The sequence below is a fragment of the Akkermansia sp. AE01SA01 genome (assembly GCF_036417395.1).
Lineage (GTDB): Bacteria > Verrucomicrobiota > Verrucomicrobiia > Verrucomicrobiales > Akkermansiaceae > Akkermansia.
In genome coordinates this window covers 2,757,833-2,774,978 of sequence record NZ_CP143890.1, presented here as the reverse complement: position 1 = coordinate 2,774,978, position 17,146 = coordinate 2,757,833, and the positions used below count along the sequence as shown (strand labels likewise).

14 protein-coding genes are annotated in these 17,146 nt (G+C 49.0%); 2 read left to right on the top strand and 12 right to left on the bottom strand.

Annotated elements, in window-relative coordinates:
- The first annotated feature begins 9 nt into the window (after positions 1–9).
- Together rsmI and V3C19_RS11260 are read left to right on the top strand one after the other, a co-directional pair.
- Complete coding sequence (rsmI, locus tag V3C19_RS11265; protein ID WP_295874905.1) at positions 10–708, top strand: 16S rRNA (cytidine(1402)-2'-O)-methyltransferase; 699 nt, start codon at positions 10–12, stop codon at positions 706–708.
- A 224-nt stretch (positions 709–932) separates the two neighbouring features.
- A complete protein-coding gene (locus V3C19_RS11260) occupies positions 933–1,187 on the top strand; it encodes a hypothetical protein (protein WP_130083292.1) in 255 nt (84 codons plus the stop codon).
- 219 nt (positions 1,188–1,406) lie between these two features.
- Here the strand turns inward: V3C19_RS11260 and V3C19_RS11255 are convergent, their stop codons facing one another.
- The 12 genes from V3C19_RS11255 to V3C19_RS11200 all read right to left on the bottom strand — a co-directional run bounded on the left by V3C19_RS11255 (position 1,407) and on the right by V3C19_RS11200 (position 16,577).
- Positions 1,407–3,065 carry a hypothetical protein gene (locus tag V3C19_RS11255; RefSeq protein WP_295934303.1) on the bottom strand — a complete coding sequence of 553 codons (1,659 nt, stop codon included), beginning with the start codon at positions 3,063–3,065 and terminating at the stop codon, positions 1,407–1,409.
- A 419-nt stretch (positions 3,066–3,484) separates the two neighbouring features.
- The gene (locus tag V3C19_RS11250; RefSeq protein WP_330937097.1) at positions 3,485–4,786 is read right to left on the bottom strand and encodes an ankyrin repeat domain-containing protein; all 1,302 of its coding nucleotides are present in this window, start codon (positions 4,784–4,786) and stop codon (positions 3,485–3,487) included.
- Positions 4,787–4,866: 80 nt separating this feature from the next.
- On the bottom strand, positions 4,867–5,376 hold the full coding sequence (locus V3C19_RS11245) for a hypothetical protein (RefSeq protein ID WP_149875083.1): 510 nt from the start codon (positions 5,374–5,376) through the stop codon (positions 4,867–4,869).
- Positions 5,377–5,429: 53 nt separating this feature from the next.
- A complete protein-coding gene (locus tag V3C19_RS11240; protein WP_130083287.1) occupies positions 5,430–6,311 on the bottom strand; it encodes a hypothetical protein in 882 nt (293 codons plus the stop codon).
- A 24-nt stretch (positions 6,312–6,335) separates the two neighbouring features.
- Positions 6,336–6,767 (bottom strand): lysozyme inhibitor LprI family protein, encoded by a 432-nt coding sequence (locus tag V3C19_RS11235; protein WP_295934308.1) that lies wholly within the window; start codon positions 6,765–6,767, stop codon positions 6,336–6,338.
- A 130-nt stretch (positions 6,768–6,897) separates the two neighbouring features.
- Complete coding sequence (locus V3C19_RS11230; protein WP_295934311.1) at positions 6,898–7,914, bottom strand: GYF domain-containing protein; 1,017 nt, start codon at positions 7,912–7,914, stop codon at positions 6,898–6,900.
- Between the two features lie 251 nt (positions 7,915–8,165).
- Entirely contained in the window at positions 8,166–9,362 is a 1,197-nt protein-coding gene (locus V3C19_RS11225; protein ID WP_130083284.1) for a DUF4339 domain-containing protein, read from the bottom strand.
- A 205-nt stretch (positions 9,363–9,567) separates the two neighbouring features.
- On the bottom strand, positions 9,568–10,320 hold the full coding sequence (locus V3C19_RS11220) for a hypothetical protein (RefSeq protein ID WP_295934314.1): 753 nt from the start codon (positions 10,318–10,320) through the stop codon (positions 9,568–9,570).
- A 13-nt stretch (positions 10,321–10,333) separates the two neighbouring features.
- Positions 10,334–11,299 (bottom strand): DUF1348 family protein, encoded by a 966-nt coding sequence (locus V3C19_RS11215; RefSeq protein WP_302389019.1) that lies wholly within the window; start codon positions 11,297–11,299, stop codon positions 10,334–10,336.
- A gap of 281 nt (positions 11,300–11,580) precedes the next feature.
- The gene (locus V3C19_RS11210) at positions 11,581–12,132 is read right to left on the bottom strand and encodes a hypothetical protein (RefSeq protein ID WP_295874890.1); all 552 of its coding nucleotides are present in this window, start codon (positions 12,130–12,132) and stop codon (positions 11,581–11,583) included.
- A 36-nt stretch (positions 12,133–12,168) separates the two neighbouring features.
- A complete protein-coding gene (locus V3C19_RS11205) occupies positions 12,169–12,516 on the bottom strand; it encodes a hypothetical protein (protein WP_130083280.1) in 348 nt (115 codons plus the stop codon).
- A gap of 86 nt (positions 12,517–12,602) precedes the next feature.
- Positions 12,603–16,577 (bottom strand): autotransporter domain-containing protein, encoded by a 3,975-nt coding sequence (locus V3C19_RS11200; protein WP_295934318.1) that lies wholly within the window; start codon positions 16,575–16,577, stop codon positions 12,603–12,605.
- Positions 16,578–17,146 lie beyond the last annotated feature (569 nt).

Here is a 17,146-nt window from a genome sequence, read left to right as displayed (position 1 = left end):
ATCCTTCACATGGCGGAAATAGAATACAGCGTTTACTTTGTTCCGGTCCCCATCGGCAACCGGGCGGATGTCACCCTGCGGGCGCTGGATGTGCTGCGCAAGGTAGATGTCATCGCCTGCGAGGACACGCGCCATTCCGGGCTTCTGCTGAGCCATTATGAAATACGGAAGCCGCTCCTGAGCATGCACGACCACAACGAACAGTCGCGCGGCGCGGAAATCGCCTCCCGCGCCGCGGGCGGAGAAAGCTTTGCCGTCATTAGTGACGCGGGCATGCCGGGCGTGAGCGATCCGGGCTACCGCCTCATCCAGACCCTCAAGGAAAAAGGAGTGAGCTTCACCGTTCTGCCGGGGCCCTCCGCCGTGGTTACGGCTCTGGTGGGGTCCGGCCTGCCTACGGACGCTTTCTTCTTTGGCGGCTTTCTGCCCGTCAAATCCGGGAGAAAGGGGGCCATGCTCCAAAACGCTGTTGAAGCAAGCCATACGAGCATCTTCTACGAATCCCCCCACCGCATCGTCAAGACCATGCGGGCGCTGGCGGCTCTGGACCCACATGTGCCCGTCTGCGTGGCGAGGGAATTGACCAAGACCTTTGAAACCTACCATCGCGGCTCCGCTTCCCGTCTGGCGGCGGAATTTGCGGAACGTGCCCCCAAGGGGGAAATCGTGCTGCTGGTAGGCGGCGTGAATGCGCCGCGCTTGTCCTGAAGGTGCGCTTAGGGAGGATTCATGCAGATGTACCCGGACGAAAAAAATCCGGAATACGTTCTTCCCTTTAATCTTTAGGCATCCGTCATTTGCCTTCTTCTCCTCCGGGTGGCGGAGGGCTGCGTCGGACTTATCAACTTGACCCTCGAAATGTGTCATGATAGTGTTCTAACATCATGCTTGAGGATAGAAGATCACGTTCCTCGCGCAAAGCACCTGATTTGGTGACTGACGAGCTTATTGTCATTCTTCATGAGGCCGGAATGCTGGAATTCAATGAAATCTTTCAGCGTGCCGTCGTCGTGATGAAGGAAAAGCACATGTCCCTGGGCGGCGAGGAAATCCTGAGGCTGAGAATTTATGAGAAACTCCAGAACTTGGTCAGCTCCGGCGGTCTGGTGAAAAAGGGCCGCGAATATACCGCCCAATCCAAGTTGATGACCTTGAAATCGGAGCCGTTGCCGGATACCCGCCTGTAGTGTGTCGATTTTTTAAGGTTATGCCGGAACATAAGGGTTCCGCTATGAACAGGGTTAAGCTCAATGGTTTTCCGAACTTCTGCAGGAAAATGATTGCTTGCTCCGGGGAAAGAGGAGTGCTGTCCATGGTAAACTTATCGCAGAATATTCAGAGTGAAGAATTTCATTTGTTTTCAGGCATTGGAGAGATTGAACGTGAACTCCATGATACCAAACATGTTACTCCTTCTGCCGAAGCCGTTTGTAATAATTCACATAATCTTCGGGGCCTATGTCATTTCCAAATTCGGCGCCTATTTTGGAGTCGATCTTTTTCCCGTCGGGACTCACCAGAATGCGAGTAGGATATAAGCCGATTCCGTACTTCTCTTCCAGCGGAGTCGGTTTTTTGGTGGATTTTTTGCTCGTTTTTACAAGAAGGCCGAGAGCTACGCCTTTCATGCCGCGTTTGAATGCGGCGGATTCAATATCCTTGATGGGGGATTTTTTCCAGGGATCGGGAAAATAAATGAGCACAGGAAGATTATATTTTACCGCATCTGCCATCACGGCTTCCGCTTTTGAATCCGGAGTCCATTTAAAATCGGGAATGGAGCTATCCTGAACCTTATTCTTCTCCATGTCGTTGAACATCTTTGGTCCGCCTGCGCTGCTTGTTTCCTCCGGATGGACTATTGGGAGATTTTTGATGCTTGACGGATATTTTCTAGCGGCGTTTCTGGTGACAGATACAATGCTGTTGAACAAATAAGGTTTGACGGAATGTTTGATCATGATTTGTTTTACGTACAGTTCGTGCTTTAATCCATTCAGAAATTCGATTCCGTCCAGAACTTTGGAAAACCCGTCCTGCTTCCTGCTATCCGGATGGGAACTGACGGAATATCCGTTTATTTTAATTCTCTCAAGGCCATACCCGTATTCATCATGAACCATGGCGCCCGGCCGCAAGGCTTCATGTGGAATGAGCCGTTGAGGGATGTGGCTGTAAAAGAAAGGGAACGTCAATTTGTATCTCTCTGAGTACTCGGCCAATTTGGACTCATCACCATCGGAGAATCCTGGGATATATCCTAAAAATTGAATACGGTCATATTTTTCCTGCATGAATCGTATCCTCTCAAGCAACCGGGTTCTCTCCAGTTCATATGTTGCGTTGGAGCAGTCTCCCAGACTGCATAAGAGAAGGTAAGGTTTTTTGCCAGGGATTTTGGAAGGAATCATTTTTTTACCGGCGGAATCATATTGGTAAAGAGGAGTTTTGTTGATTTCAGACCATATATTGACGAGGGCGGTTTCAGAAAAATCCATTTTTTGGACGGTATCCGGCTTGATGTAAGTACGTTCCCCCTCCGGTAAGGCATCAAACTCTTCAAGTTTAGCCATGAGCTCCTGCGGATCCCTCGAGGAGAAGGGGACTTCACGTCCCTTGCCGTCGAAGACATGAATAGCGGGCGTGCCGTTCGTGTAATTGGGGTAAAAGCGGCATGGCAAATGGGATGGAAGCAGGTATGGATAGGGCAGCGGGTTGTCCAGTTTTTTCAGACGATTGACCACCCTGTCGTCAAAATCGTGTTCGCCCGGTAAAAATACGACAATACATTCGGTAGGAACCTTGCTCTTTTTCAGGGCTTTTTGCCACGCAGTGGAAGAATTCCCGCTAATGAGATCAATGCTGGGACCGCAGCCAATACTTGAAAAAATGAAAACGTAATATCCGGCTTTTTCATTTACCGAAGCGGAAGCCCCCTTGGCATTGACAGTCCTCCCTTTTAAAGCCCGGGCTACTGGGGAAATGTCGTCATTTCCCCATGTCGAATTCAACCCCAAGAGAATAAAAAGAAGGAGAAGGAATGATTTTTTTCTGATGAAGTTCATGAATGCATATGGATTGGTGACGTGGTTGAATGTATGAGATTGCCTTTTTGATGGGTAGATATTCTGATTTTTTTGTGGATTATATACTTTAATCTTTTCCTTCTCATTTGTCCGAATTTCCTTAATTGAATTATTGGATAAAGGATAATATAAACGTTTAGCATTAAAATCTAACCGTTTGATAGAAGATAAACAATAGAACAGAATTATCCTATATAACTCCGTTTTTCATTCAAGTTCAATAGTGATCTGTCCTCCGAAAATAGATCCACAAAGAAAGTTAGGTTTGCTGACCTGACGAAAAGCAGTGAAGAAAAAATACAGTGTAAAAGGAATCCAGGGGGACAGTCACCTTTTGCTTCCATTTTCATTGTTTCTTTCTACTTCAGTGTTGAAACGATGTTTATGTATCTTACAAGTTAGCGGGATTTGCTTAGCAAACGATAGACTTCCCCGGCTTTTTCCTTGTCAAAATTACTCCCGTTCAGAGTTTCCTCGGTATGATTTGATGCTTCCAGGGCATAATCTGCGGCTGTTTTTCCCTTGTGGTCCTTGGCGGAGACATCTGCTCCTTGGTCAAGCAGGATTTTCACTGTCTCCAACCAGCCTAATTGGGCGGCCAGGATTAATGGAGTTTTCCCATCACTATCACGGGTATTGACGTCAAGGCCCGCCTTGATCAGGATGGGAACGGCAGAAGCACAATTGTTGTAGGAAGCTACATGAAGAGCATTTTGTGTGGAATGTTTTCGGGTGGCATGAATATTGGCTCCTTTGGCAAGGAGTGTCTTGATGATGTTGACGTTTTCATGTTTGCGCATACACATATGGATGAGGACTGGCCCGGAGGAAGGGCAGACAGCATAGCTCGGAGTCGTGTTAATGTCGCATTCCGCCCCATGTTCCAGCAGAAAGTGTAACAAAATTTCATTTTCGTTCCAACAAGCATAATATAGGGAACTGCCATGATCCCTTTTAATATCAAATCCGTTTTCTTCCAGCAAATATCGCATAACAGCCAGATGGGGGCAATCTGGTTTACGACATTTGCAATTGCTTGCAGCCTGTCCCAGACAGGCGGAATGAAAGGGGATACCCTGTTCTTTCAGGAAGCGGAGCATATTCAAATCTCCTCGCCGTGCGGCAAGATAGGTAGTCCCTAATCCTGAAATGTCTGCATTCGGTATGTGCTGCAAAAGCAACTTTATCATCGGGATATGACCGGATGCCACCGCCGCATTCAAGATGAGGGAATGCTCTGGGTGGGTGTAGAGGATGTTGTCGCGGTTGCGTTTTTCAACTTTCTGGTCAAGATTTACCCCGTGTTTGATAAGTAGTTCCATCATGGGAACATTGCCGGATTCTGCCACGACGGCAACAGGAGTTGTTTTTTGGGTGAGGATCTCTACTTCCTGATTGATGTCAATCTTGTATTTTTTAATCAGTTTCTCCGCCTCCCGAGCCGATTTTTCGAACAAACGTTTTTGTTTTTGTTGATTTTGTTTCTGCTTCATGGCAGAGGGGGAAGATGTCTTGCCCTGTGGTTTTGATGACTGTAAATTCCTTTCATTGCAGGAAGAGGCTTTGAGTGTATCGCCCAATAAGGAGGCGAATTGCTTCATAGGGTTATCTCTGTCATCCCGGGCGAAGGACTGGGGAATGAACAGAAACAGGAAAAGGAGGAGGGCGGATAATGGCTTGTTAAAAAATGGAGGGATCATCTGCATGCAATGGGGTGGAGTGGTTCTGATGGAAGGGAACTTAGTTGGAAGGCTCAAATGATTCGGAGCGGGAAACGAGTTCAGGTACGTTGCGGCTCTTCAAATTCTTCCGTCTCGGGGAGGAGTTCGATACATTCCTCATCCCCATGGATGGATACGTTCGCAGGGAAAATGATTTCCATGCTCTGTACGGTTTCAACCTCAGGGGAATGGTCGCTGGTCCAGTAGCCTTCCACGGAGACATGGTAAACGGAACCTTTGACGGAGGTGAAAGTGAGGAGGGCCGGCGTCCCTTTGTTCTCTTTCGCATCGTAGGAGCCATCTCCTGAAAGTTTTTCATAACGAATTCTCTGGGGCCAAGTCTTTGTAGCGTGGGTAAGGATAAGCTGAGCCGTATTACCCTGCGGCTTGTACAGGATAATGCATAAATCATCTGCCTTACAGAATATTTCCTTCTCATCAGCCATCTTGATTCTGATGGAAGCTCCGTCCAGGGATTGGGGAGCCTTCACTTCTTCCTGCGAAAAGGCGGAAGGGGCGCACACAAGAGCCATGAAAGCAGATAAAAATGTAATGGGTATTTTATTCATGCGAATTTAGCTAACATGATGAATTGGCCTTATGTCTTTTTAAAGAGTGGATGTTATTGGGAGATTAACGGCAGAATAATTTTAATACTCAGCAGCTTTTCTCTGAAAATGACAGTATAGTTAGGTTCCTGGGCATCATTTGTTTCCGGATCTGTCGTGTATCCGTATAAATATCCGAAAAAAGCTCCTTCATAAATTTTATCGGATGATTTCTTTGTAAAGACGATGTATGGCTCGGGGTCAAACATGGTCATAACTTCTTCAAATGTATCCGAGGCGGAAAGACAAAGGGAAATATCCGGTTTTCCAGGCTGCTTGTCCAAGTCCAAAACAATTCCGGCTTCTTTTTCATCCGGATATTTTAGGAAGTAGTATAATAACATGCAGTTACTCCCGATTTTGTAACTGAAGGCTCTCTTATCCGTCTGGATCTGAAGGATGGCGCCTTCTTTCAGGGTTTTTGGCCCTTTTGTACTGCCCGTCACAGGACGGTTATCGTCAGGAAAAATAAACTCAATTTTTTTATCTTCCAGCATGGCTAGACGTTTTTGTTCCTCTTCGCCTCTGTAATTATAATGGGAAAACATGGATCCTGCGACTGTTCCGGAATAAATATTCCCTTTTTGTCCGGTGAAGGTAACAAAAGCCGGTTTTACTTTTTCTCCATAGACTTCTTCTATTGTTGTGGAACCGGTAAGCGAGTCTGAAAGATGGATTCTGGGCATGAGCCGCTTATGGTAGCGTATGATCATCCGGGCTGTATTTTTCCAAGGTTCATATCGTTCAATAGTAATGTTGGATGGATAGTATAATTCCCCGTCCAGATTGATTGTCGCCCCATTGATGGAACCGGGTGCCTCAATATATGCGGCGCACACTCCGGCTCCGCAGACGGCGGTAATAACAGGCAGAGGAAGTAATGAAAGAAGATTCATGGAATGTGGAGAGGAGATAGTAAATTAAAGATCACAGCTTTGAACGATATTGAGCAGTTCTTCCAGAATTCGGCAGCGCGTTTCAGTCATTTCAATGATCATGATGTTCATATTGGCTTTGAACCACCCGTCCTCTTTCCTGTTTTCATCACCTTTTTTAAGGCAGAATCCGTAGGCATACATGGTGGCGTCTCTGGCGGTAAGCCACGCTTGCTGGGAAGTCTTTAACGGTTCCGCCAGTTCCGGACGGAGCGCGTAATGCCTCTGCAAGCGCTGGTAAACCCGTTGAAGTCTTTTTTCCCAATAGAACCAGAGTTTCACCCTGATTCTATTGGCTTGTTGTTCGTTGTTTGGATTACTGGATTTTTTGAGCAGCACCGTCAGTTCCTGCTTGTCAGGGACTATTCCGTTTTGCTGTTTTTCCGGAGCTCCTTTTGAAATATTACCGTAAAACATGAACAGTAACACGAGAGCCGTCATTTTCATTGATAACGAAAGAGCCTGCATCATTTGTTGAAATATTGGAATCCGGATTCTTCAGCAAACGTTCGGGATGCGTTCCTTTGCGGGAAGGACGATTGAGGAATCAAGCTTCCTTCGTTCCTGAGAGAACAAGTTTTTTATACATAGCTGCAATGAGAGAGATTCCCATTACCGGAGCCAACAAAATGTTAATGACCATACCCAGGTCGGAACTGACCAGGGATATGAGACCGAGGAGAACCCCAAACGATACCGATAGAGCAATTGAGGCCAGAAAGTAGGAAAACTTGTTCCCGTAAGTGTATTTATTGCTTAATGTCAGTGCCTCTGTGGGATTGACTCCCTTGTCAATCAAAAGAATAGGCGCCAGCATCCATGAATAGGCCAGGACGATGCCGGGGATGATAAAGAGACATAAACCAATCGCTATTCCGAAGATCATTAGAGAAGCCATGATAAAAAATTCTCCAAAGAATTGCCTGTAGCGTCTGGCAAAAATACATGTTGGAGAAATAATTTTTCCCTTGGCCAAATCCACAGGAAGATTAAATATGGCTATCGTGGTTCCTATATGGATGTATGGAATCCAGATGGTTAAAATCCACAGGATAACTGCCAGAAAAACAGATAAAAAGTTTTTGAAGGCAATGGCATACGTATCCAATAAAATAGACAGAAATCCCTTGCCTACCTCTCCTTTGGCGAGAGCATGGAATTTTTGATTTTGTCTGGAAGGCTCTGAAGAACCGGGTCTGCCTTGCGGCGGCAGGATGTCACTTAAACAGCTCCATTGGGCATCCCCCTTCCGGATGACATTGGCGGATTCACGGATGGCTCCCTGTTCCAGCAGCTTGCGCAGTTCCTGTTTGCTGACGGGGCCTGTAACCTGTCCGTCGGCTGAGGCATAATAGTATGTTTTATCTGATTCGTTCTGATCCGCGGTTTGAGACGGCAGGAAGTCACTCAAACGGCTCCATCGGGCATCCCCTTTCCGGATGACATTGGTGGATTCACGAATGGTTTCCTGCTCCAGCAGCTTGCGCAGTTCCTGTTTGCTGACGGGGCCTGTAACCTGTCCGTCGGCTGAGGCATAATAGTATGTTTTATTTGATTCGTTCATAACGGTTCAATATATGTATCTGTTGGTTGGAAAAGCGCTTGGCGTCTTTATTGGCCAGCGTGATGGCGATGCGGAGGGGGCTGGACAGCGCATCAGGAAGCCATGAAACTTACCCTTGCAGGAATGGCTTTCCCGTTCAGGTAACTGATGCCGAATCTCCCGTGCGGACAGGTGCAGATTCTGTAAGAATCAGGGCGAAGACCGTCAGGAAATATGTTCTGCCCGGACATGAGTGACGTAAAGTAATGGTGTCAGGATTTTTTCCAGCCTCTCAGGATGGATAAAAGCAGTTCCGGCACAAGAGCCGCGAAGATATAGCACAAATGAAGAGCTATGGGCGCTGCCAGCAGTGAGAGCCATCCAATCACGCCGCATATGGACAATTCTCCCGACATCAGCAACCGAACAAGGAGACCTCCCTTGTCTTCGGAAAAGAGGACGGAACAACAAAAGCCGCACAATCCCAACAACCATACGGGAATTAGCGTCTGCGCCGCTACCAGCGCGAAGCGGAGCTGATACATCATATATCCAATAAGGTCCGAAGGCCCGGAGGCTTCCTTATCCGTCACTTCCATGAAAAGTCGGTCGCAATTCAAATGCAGCCAGATCATGTACAACTGGGAAGCCAGAGCCAGAATCGCCAGAAAAATAAAGAGCCCTTTTACAAAGAAGAGGGAAATGAGCGTGCCAAGCAATAAAATACACAATATGATGACATTGAGCCGGGGCAGCAACATGGAGGATAACACCGGCTTCCTGTTATAGAAATAGTTGACATTGGCTTTTGAGAACAAGCCGGAAATGTATTGCAGGATGACGCCTAGAAGAAAGCCTCCTCCCAACGCCGTCAGGAAGGTCCCTCCAGACATCCCGCCATTTGCCTCCGCTGCCTTTTGTGCGGTTTCCATGGCTCTGGTATTGAACGTGGAATAAGGGTTCATGTACATGGATTTGGGGGCGGAAACAATGGAAGCAACGGCAAAAGCCAACAGGATGGATGTCAAAATCGTCATCACACTTGTCAGATGAATGGTGAAATTGACCCACTTTTTAAAGTAAGGCACCAATTTTCTGAATCCGAACAAACTGTACAGACGATTATCTATAAACGTATTGAGGTCATTGAGAGTTTTCTCGACTATATCCATGATCTGGACAGCTCCGTCGATGGCAGAAACACGGTTCTCTTCTTGCCGCTCCGTTGGCAGGGGCGGCAAGAAGACAGGGATGGGGGAGGGAACAAATGCGGTGTCTTTCCCGGACTGGTCATAATTCTTCAGCGCCTGCCTGATCTGACGCCATTGGGTTTCCCCTTTCCTGATGACATTGTCGGATTCATGGATGGTTCCCTGTTCCAGCAGCTTGCGCAGTTCCTGTTCGCTGACGGGGCCTGAGGCTTGTCCGCCGGGAGGGGCATAATAGTATGTTTTATCTGATTCATTCATAACGGCATGAATGGTGTGTATCTGTTGGCCGCAAAAGTTTGCGTGGGATTTATATGGAGCTAGAGAACGGCGGCATGTGACGGTTGGTTCCGGTAGGCTTCCGCCTTTTCCAATCTTTCTCCGCCAAGGGTGAATAGATCATTTCTGACAACAGGGAGGAAGGGAAGTGAGCCGTTCTCATGCCCATTCTGCATCACATTGTTTATTAGGGCAGCGTAATGACAATGCCGGCAAGCTTGATCCCGATCTCCTGTCCTATATTGGTCACCATATACCCCTTGACCGTGCCTGTGTATGTGTTTCCCTTTCTGCCGGTGAACGTAATGACGGCCAGTTGTTTCTTGTCATCATTCACCCACTCTTTAAAAGAACTGGCGCTGGTAATGATCCAATTCCTGGATTTTTGGGCATTAAATTGTTCAGAGTACTCAAAAGAGATCAGGGCAGTATTTCTTTGAGGTATATAGTCGCTTTTATTAATCCAGTATTCCCCTGATTTGAGCGTTTTTTTAGAAACGTTGTCTTCTCCTTCCAGTTTGTATTCAATGGTAATGGTAGCTCCGGCGATGGATTGCGGGGCATGGATGATGCTGGCTTCCTCCTTTTTCTTTTTTTCTAGCAGATTTTTCAGCTCCCGTTCCTTTGTTTTCAGTAAACGAAGTTGGTGCTCACTTTCCTGCAGGAAACGCTGCAGGGCGTCCATATTTTGATCCTGCTTGAGTATTTGCCGCTTAAGATATTCTTCTTGTTTCCCCAAAATGGAATCGGCATCAGGGTTCTGGGTATTCGGATGATGTTTGTTGAGTTGTTCTTCCAAGGAGGATTTTTCTTCTTCCAGGGAGGCGATTTTCTGCCCGGCATGCTGGAATAGTTCCCGGTTTTGTCCGTATGACCTGAACAACCATCCCGGAAAACCCAGAGAGAGAGCTAGAACCGAAGAGAGAATAAGGATTTTCATGGGGTAAGGGCGGTCAATTATTTTTGGATATGATGCGGTGGCCTTCGGAGGCGGCTGGGGGAGTTTTTGAATTGAGTTCCTCCCGCCAATGGATAATTTGCCCGCTAGAGTTGGTCTCCCATATCTCCTTGGCGTATCCTTGGAGGCTTCGGCCTCTCTGGTCGGCATACTTATAAATGTAAATAATTTCCACGTGATTATTCTTGTAGGCTACTTCGAGAAGGCGATAATTGCGCTGGGGCCATTTATTCCAGAATTTCCGGATTTCATTTATAACTATTTCCCTGGAAACTTCCCGATTGTTGGCGTACTGGTAATTGCAATAGGGGGCAAAGTGATCGGAAAGCGCAGCGGCGGTTCCTTGTTTGCGTGCCCTTAGGTAGGCAAGGCTGTTTTGTAACAGGCTCTTGTCGGTTTCCGGGCAAGGCGGGTTGATCATGGGGGCCTTGACGGTGGAGCTATTGACACATTCCACGAAGTTCCCCCCGTTCCTTGGTATTTCGATATTATTCCGGGTACTTTCACCCAATTCTTTTTCCAGGGCTTCTATGCGTTTTATGGCGTTGGATTGTTCAGCAAGGACGGAGTTGTGCTTTTGCCGGATTTGTTCCACGGCCTTTTCCTTTTTTTGCAATGTTTCCAGAAGGCGGATATTTTCTTTTTCCTTCAGGAGTTTGGTTTGATTGCCCTTCCGGGCTTCTTCCTGTTTTTGATGCAGAAGAGTTATTGTTTCAGACAAGGCCTCAGTATCTTTTTCCAGTTGAACGGTTTGTTCCGCAAAGGCTTTTTTTTCTGTGTACAAATAGTAGCCTAAGCATCCGCCTGTTGCCAGGATGACTACTGCTGTCGGAATGAGCCAGCTTAGTTGCTTCTTTTGTCCGGAATTGGAAGGGAGCGTGACCGGAGGCAGAGAAAGCGGAATCTCCGGCAAGGGCGGTTCGGGAGTGGCCGGAGGGGGAGGAAGCGGAATCTCCGGCAAGGGCGGTTCGGGAGTGGCCGGAGGGGGAGGAAGCGGAATCTCCGGCAAAGGCGGTTCGGGGGTGGCCGGAGGCAGAGGGAGCGGCACTTCCGGCAGGGGGACTTCAGGCGCGACCGCAGAGGGCAGGGGCGGCAAGTCTGTTTGTGATTCCGCCGCATTATCCGGTGAGGGGGTTATATGGGAATCCTTCAGGTGCATGGTTCAGAAAATGAAAGGGAATGGGGTATCAAGCTTATCTTGCCGCCAGGTTGTGCTGTGGAGATTCCAGGTTGAAATGTTTATTATATCGTCCATCCGTCAGGACCTCCTTCAATTTTCATCGTATTAATTCCTGCAGGAGCGATTTTGGGTTTGGCAACAGGTTTACCGTTTTTTCTAGTCAGGTGAAAGGAGAACGAACCACCCCGAAGATAGGAATTCCGATCATTGGCTGCATGCCATTTTCCACTGATAATGTGACGATTGCCGGAAATATTCCCTATGTAGGCAACAATAGTGCCTGCATTGCTCATGGAGGCCATTTTGGCACTTAGGTAGGATTGCCCCAATGATGTAAGCTGGAATTCAATCCGCCTGCCCTCAATTCTTCCGCCAATGCTCCCACAGGAGGATGGTTCCATGATTGGGGATGATGGTATGCTCAATTTACCTGAAACTATTCCATCCTGATATTCTGTGACGGTCAATTCACGCGTCTGCTTTCCACTTGTGCCGGTTACTGTTCCCCGGTAGGTGTATTCCGCCACAATGGGGGAGCAGGAGACCGAAAACAGAGCCACTGAAGCAACTGATAAGATGCCGCACTGTTTCAATGAAATGGGAAATCTGGACATAGTATGACCTGTTACGAATATTGCCCTTCGGAATGGTTACATTCCGTACATCGCTTGCCTTAGTTCGTAGGAGCCATAGTAGTCTTTCTGAAATAGCTCCATTTTTACGGGTTCTTTTTTAAACAGAAACTTTCTATATTCTTCCGTATCCCACATTTTCTTTTTCTCTTCTTGGGACATGGAGTTTTCCAGTTCCTTCGATTCTGCCCGGAGTTTGGCAATCTTTTCTGCCGCTTTATTGGCACTGGATTGATCCTTGATGTTTTCCATAAGCTCAATCATCTCTTCCTGCATGTTCAGGAACTGTTCCGTTGTACTTTTCTGACAGGATGCTGACGCAAGAGTCAGGATGAGTGCGCATGCTGCGGTGATGGTTTTTTTCATAATGTGTATGATGTTGTTGTTTTTTCAGAGTTGCCTGATAAGCAGGCTGCGGAATCCGGCTGCATTCCTCAGCCCGCTGAGGAGGATTAGAAACTGTAGGAGGCGTTGAGGTTGACGCTTTGGTTGGTTTGTCCGCTGCGGACTTCAAGCGTGTAATAAGCGCCTGCCTGCCAGTTCCTGTTGATTTGCCAGCCCAGGCCGGCACGTGTCATCAGGGCGTGCCTGCCGGGGGAATGTCCCCGCCCGGTTACGGATTGCCCGGCTGTCCAGGTGCGGGTGTACGGGTTTCTGCGAGCGATGTCCCCTACGTAGGCTACGCTCAGTTCCGGCAGAAGGGCCTGGCCATTGCCCAGACCGCAGACGGATTTGAGGCTGACACCCACGGGAATGCTCCATGACTGCAGACCCCCATTCCCGAAGGAGCGGCTGCCGCCGTCAAAGGTTTCTTCAATGGGGCCCTGGGTTCCGTACATGTAGGTGATCCCGGTGTAGGGGGACACGGTGAAGGTATTGCTGATCTTGATGTCCCAGTCGGCCAGCAGGCCGAAGGCGTAAACATTGTCATCCCAGCGGGCCCGTCCGGGTGTTTGCCGGGAACCGCCCACGTGCGTTCTGGCGGCGTGGTCAATGCTGCCGTAGGAGAAGTAACCAGAGAGATTCAGCTCATGCCCGCGGGCTAGTTCCTTGCGGACGTTGCCGTACAGGGCGAACATGAATGACCTCTGTTTGTCGGAGAGCATGGAGTCGGAACTCTTGTGGGTCCCGAACATCTGGCCGAATGCGGCTCCTGCCACGGCATCCTTTCCGAGAGCTACATCCGTGCCGACGGCATAGCCACCGCCTTGATAGGAAAATCCGCTCAGGGAGTCCATGGAGGACATGGAAGTGAAGTACCCCAGGCCGGCTCCCCACAGGCGGGAGGATCTGTTCCCTGCCATCTTGCCTTGCGCGCTTGCCGTACGTGCGAAGGAAGCGACGGAAGAGACGCTGCTCCAGAGGGTGTCTGCCAACAGCGCGGCGTCATGGCCTGCCAGGCCGGAGGCGGCAGCAATGTTCAGCTTGCCGGAGAAGGTGAGAAGCCCTGTTTCCGGGTTCCAGGCCAGAACTCCGCCGTTTTCCAGCAGGCCGGTTTCTCCGGTAAGATGGAGCTGTTGTTCCAGCGCGGCGTCTCCGGTGATTTCAGTCGCCTGGAGCAGGTTCAGTGTGAAGAACTCGGAACCTGCGGCAATCAGTCTGGAGCCGACGTGTACCTCAATGGACGGCGTTCCAGCGAGCGACAGGGTTCCCACGATTGCGTGGGAATAGGTGTCTGTCGCATTCATCCCGGTGCTGAACGGTCTTGTGCCGTTGACGGAAAACGCCATTCCGGAGCCTTCTTCAAATGTCAGGCCATTGAAGTTGGCCGCCCCCTGAATATTCAAACGCCCCCCCTGCCGGACGGTGACGGACTCAAAAGAGCCGCCGCCGGAAAGGATGCCGCCATTCTGCACCAGAACCATGCCGGTAGTCTGGCCGCTGTTGCTCATCCAGCCCTGGAGGGTAACGTTGCCTTCCAGAGAGCCGCTGTTGTTCAACAGCGCGTCTTTCGCCACGGTGATTTGTTCAGCCGTCAAATCCCCCGTGTTGGCCAGGGCGGACTGGCTGTTCAGGTTGATGTTCGCAACATTCAATGCCTTGTTGTTGGTCACGGATCCGTCGGAGTTCACGGTAAGGGAACTGCCCTGAATGGCGCCGTTATTGATGAGGGAGGCATTGGTTTCTCCGCTGTTGCGGGAGGAACCGACGGTAATGACTGTGTTTTCGTGACCCAGAGAGGCTGTTTCTTTGATGTCGGCCAGGCCGCTGCGGACATTCAGGGAGGCGATGTTGTACCTTTCCCCGCTCAGGTCAACGGCGCTACTGTTCAGGAAGCCGTTACTGCTGCCGATGGCGACGCCGCCGGCGCTGTTGCCGGCGGTTCCGTCAATGTCGTAGCCGATCCCTTTCTTGCCCGTCAGATTGCCCGTCAGAATCAGGCTTTGGTCTTCATTCATGACCAGCAGACCGTCTGTGCCTTCTACAATGATCTGGTTGGTGAGCGGCGTGTTCTGGGGAATGCCGGTTGCGTCCAGCGTACCGCCCAGCAGGTGGACGCGTTTGCCCAGGTCAGTAATGGATTTTTCTTCTCCGGTATGTACATAAATATCATCTTCACCGGGCGTGGGTGTTGACCCTTCTTCCAGTTTAAGGATGACCCCCCATTTCCCGCCAGACAGGATCGTGGTTGCCAGTTCCGCGTTTTCCAGCGGGTTGAAGGTATTTATCCAGGTTTGCGTGCCGGCATCATAAGTTTCCGTCCAGCTCTGGAGCGTCCAGTTGGAGATATTGCCGGTAAAGTTGCTTCCGGCAGTTTCTCCGTTGAGTCGGAAAAGCGTCAGGCCTGCGTTTTTTTCATCGTTCAGGCTGGCATATTCGCTGTTCAGGTTGATGGTGGTGGAACCGGAAACGGAAAGCGTTCCGGTGACGTCGATCCCGTTGAAGCCAGCAGTGGAGTTCCTCCCATGGTTTTCCGGGGAGAGCCAGATGGTGGCGTTCTCCAGGCTCAGATTTCCGTCCACGGTTAACGCGTAGCTCTCATTCTGGGGACAGATCCGCAAATCCGCTCCCGTCATGGCGACGGATGGCGCTTTCAGGGTTGAGTTTGCGCCGTAGTAATGTTCCAGAGAGGAGCCTTCGTTGAAGACAATATTGCCTTCGGCATTCAGGATATTGCCGGAACCGGTGAGAGTGACGTTGGACGATGAGTTGGCAGTGAAGACGCCCTTTGCCGTGACGGAGGAGCCGTGCTGAAGTTCGATCCAGCCTCCCTCGTTCAGAACAGCGTTCCCACCAATGTCCAGCGTTCCCTGGTAGAGATGGGCATATCCAGATGACGTCAAGTTCCTTCCCGCTTCCATGCCTGCCTGGCTAATCCGCAAGTTGGTGTCGGATTCAAACGTTGCGTCCCGGGCAATATTCAGGGCGCCGTTGTTGGAAATTTCTGTGGTAGAGCCGGTTTTGGCAAGATAATCTCCTCCATCAATACCCCTATTCAAAATATTCAGAATGGCTCCGTCCTTGACGTTCAGGGAACCTCCATGAAGAATGACGCTATTACCGGCCTTGATGGAAGAGGTCAGGGAATCTGCCAGGCAATTCTGGAAAGTCTCCCCGGTGGCATCCAGTCCCAGAGTTTTGAAAATATTCTTCAGATCCTCTTCCGCGTGAAGACCGGAAAATATGATGGCTCCGGTTCCTGTCACGGTATTGCCGTCACTATTTTCATAGCGATTCAGATGGTGATAAACATCGCTTGCGTTGACGACGGCATCGTAAAAGGTAATTGTTCCGCCAGTTTCACCGGTGGAAAGTTCAAGTGAAAGTGCCCCTCCTTCTCCGGGAGCAATGCTGTTGAGTACGGCTCCGGTGAGGTTTTCTTCTTCGTCGTATTGTTTTACATAGTTGCCCTGAAACTCAACGGTTTCATTATTGACGAGGGAAACGGTTCCACCACTGGCACAGATCGCGCCGCCTGTGGTTCCGGAGCTGTTTCCCGTGAAGGAGACCGTTTTATTTCCCGTGAAAGAGATGGAGCTGGTGAGTATGGCTCCTCCCCCACCTTCAGCCGTGTTGCCTTCAAAGGAGATGGTTTCATTTTCTTGAAAGATGAGGGAACTGTTTTGCTGAGAATAAATGGCACCGCCTTCATTTCCTGAGGAGTTATTAAGGAAAGATAGTGCTCTGTTTCCCTGGAACACAGGTATTTGGTTGGCGTAGTTTAGCCCATGCAGGGCAATAGCTCCGCCGCTGCCTGTTGCAGTATTATTTTCAAATACAACATTGGCATTATTGGTGATGTCAAAATGGAAGAAACCATTATCATAATGAATATATAGAGCGCCTCCGTGAGCATTTTCCGGACTCCAAAACTCTCCTGTTGCGTTGTTGTCGTTGAAGCTGACTTCCTCTTTTGTGTTGGTAATGCTTAGGGATGCGGCGTAGATGGCGCCGGCGGACTGAGAATTGTTGCCGGTAAATACCACTTGGTTATTTCCGTCAAATTTGACAGTTCCATAAGTGAAAATGGCTCCTCCTTGTGCGACGGTATTCCGGAAGGAATCATCAGTATTGGTTGTCTGATTCTTCAGGAAAATAATGTTATTATTGTCTTTAAACGTGAATTCATTGCCCTTTCTTCCGGAAATAGCTCCACCGTACCTGCCAGCATGATTAGATTCAAAACGGATTTCTCCGAGATTGCTCTCAAATGTCAGTCCCAAAATTCCTCCCGCTATTGCTCCACCGTCATTTGTTGTCGTATTGTTGATAAATTTGATATGACCCCCGTTATTCAAAAATTCCACTTTTCCTTTGGAGCTACCATATCTTGACGTGTCTACGCAGATAACTCCTCCATTATTATTATTACTAACGCTGTTATTGAGGAATTCTATAGTTTTGTTATTTTGGAAAGAATATAATAATACGGGACTGCTGGGCGTAATATCGAAATCGTATGAGAGGCGGCGGCTTCCATTATTGAAAGACAGCGTTTCCTCAGAGTTCTGAAAAAATTCGGTTGCCGTGGAGATGGATGTGCCGGCGACCGGAA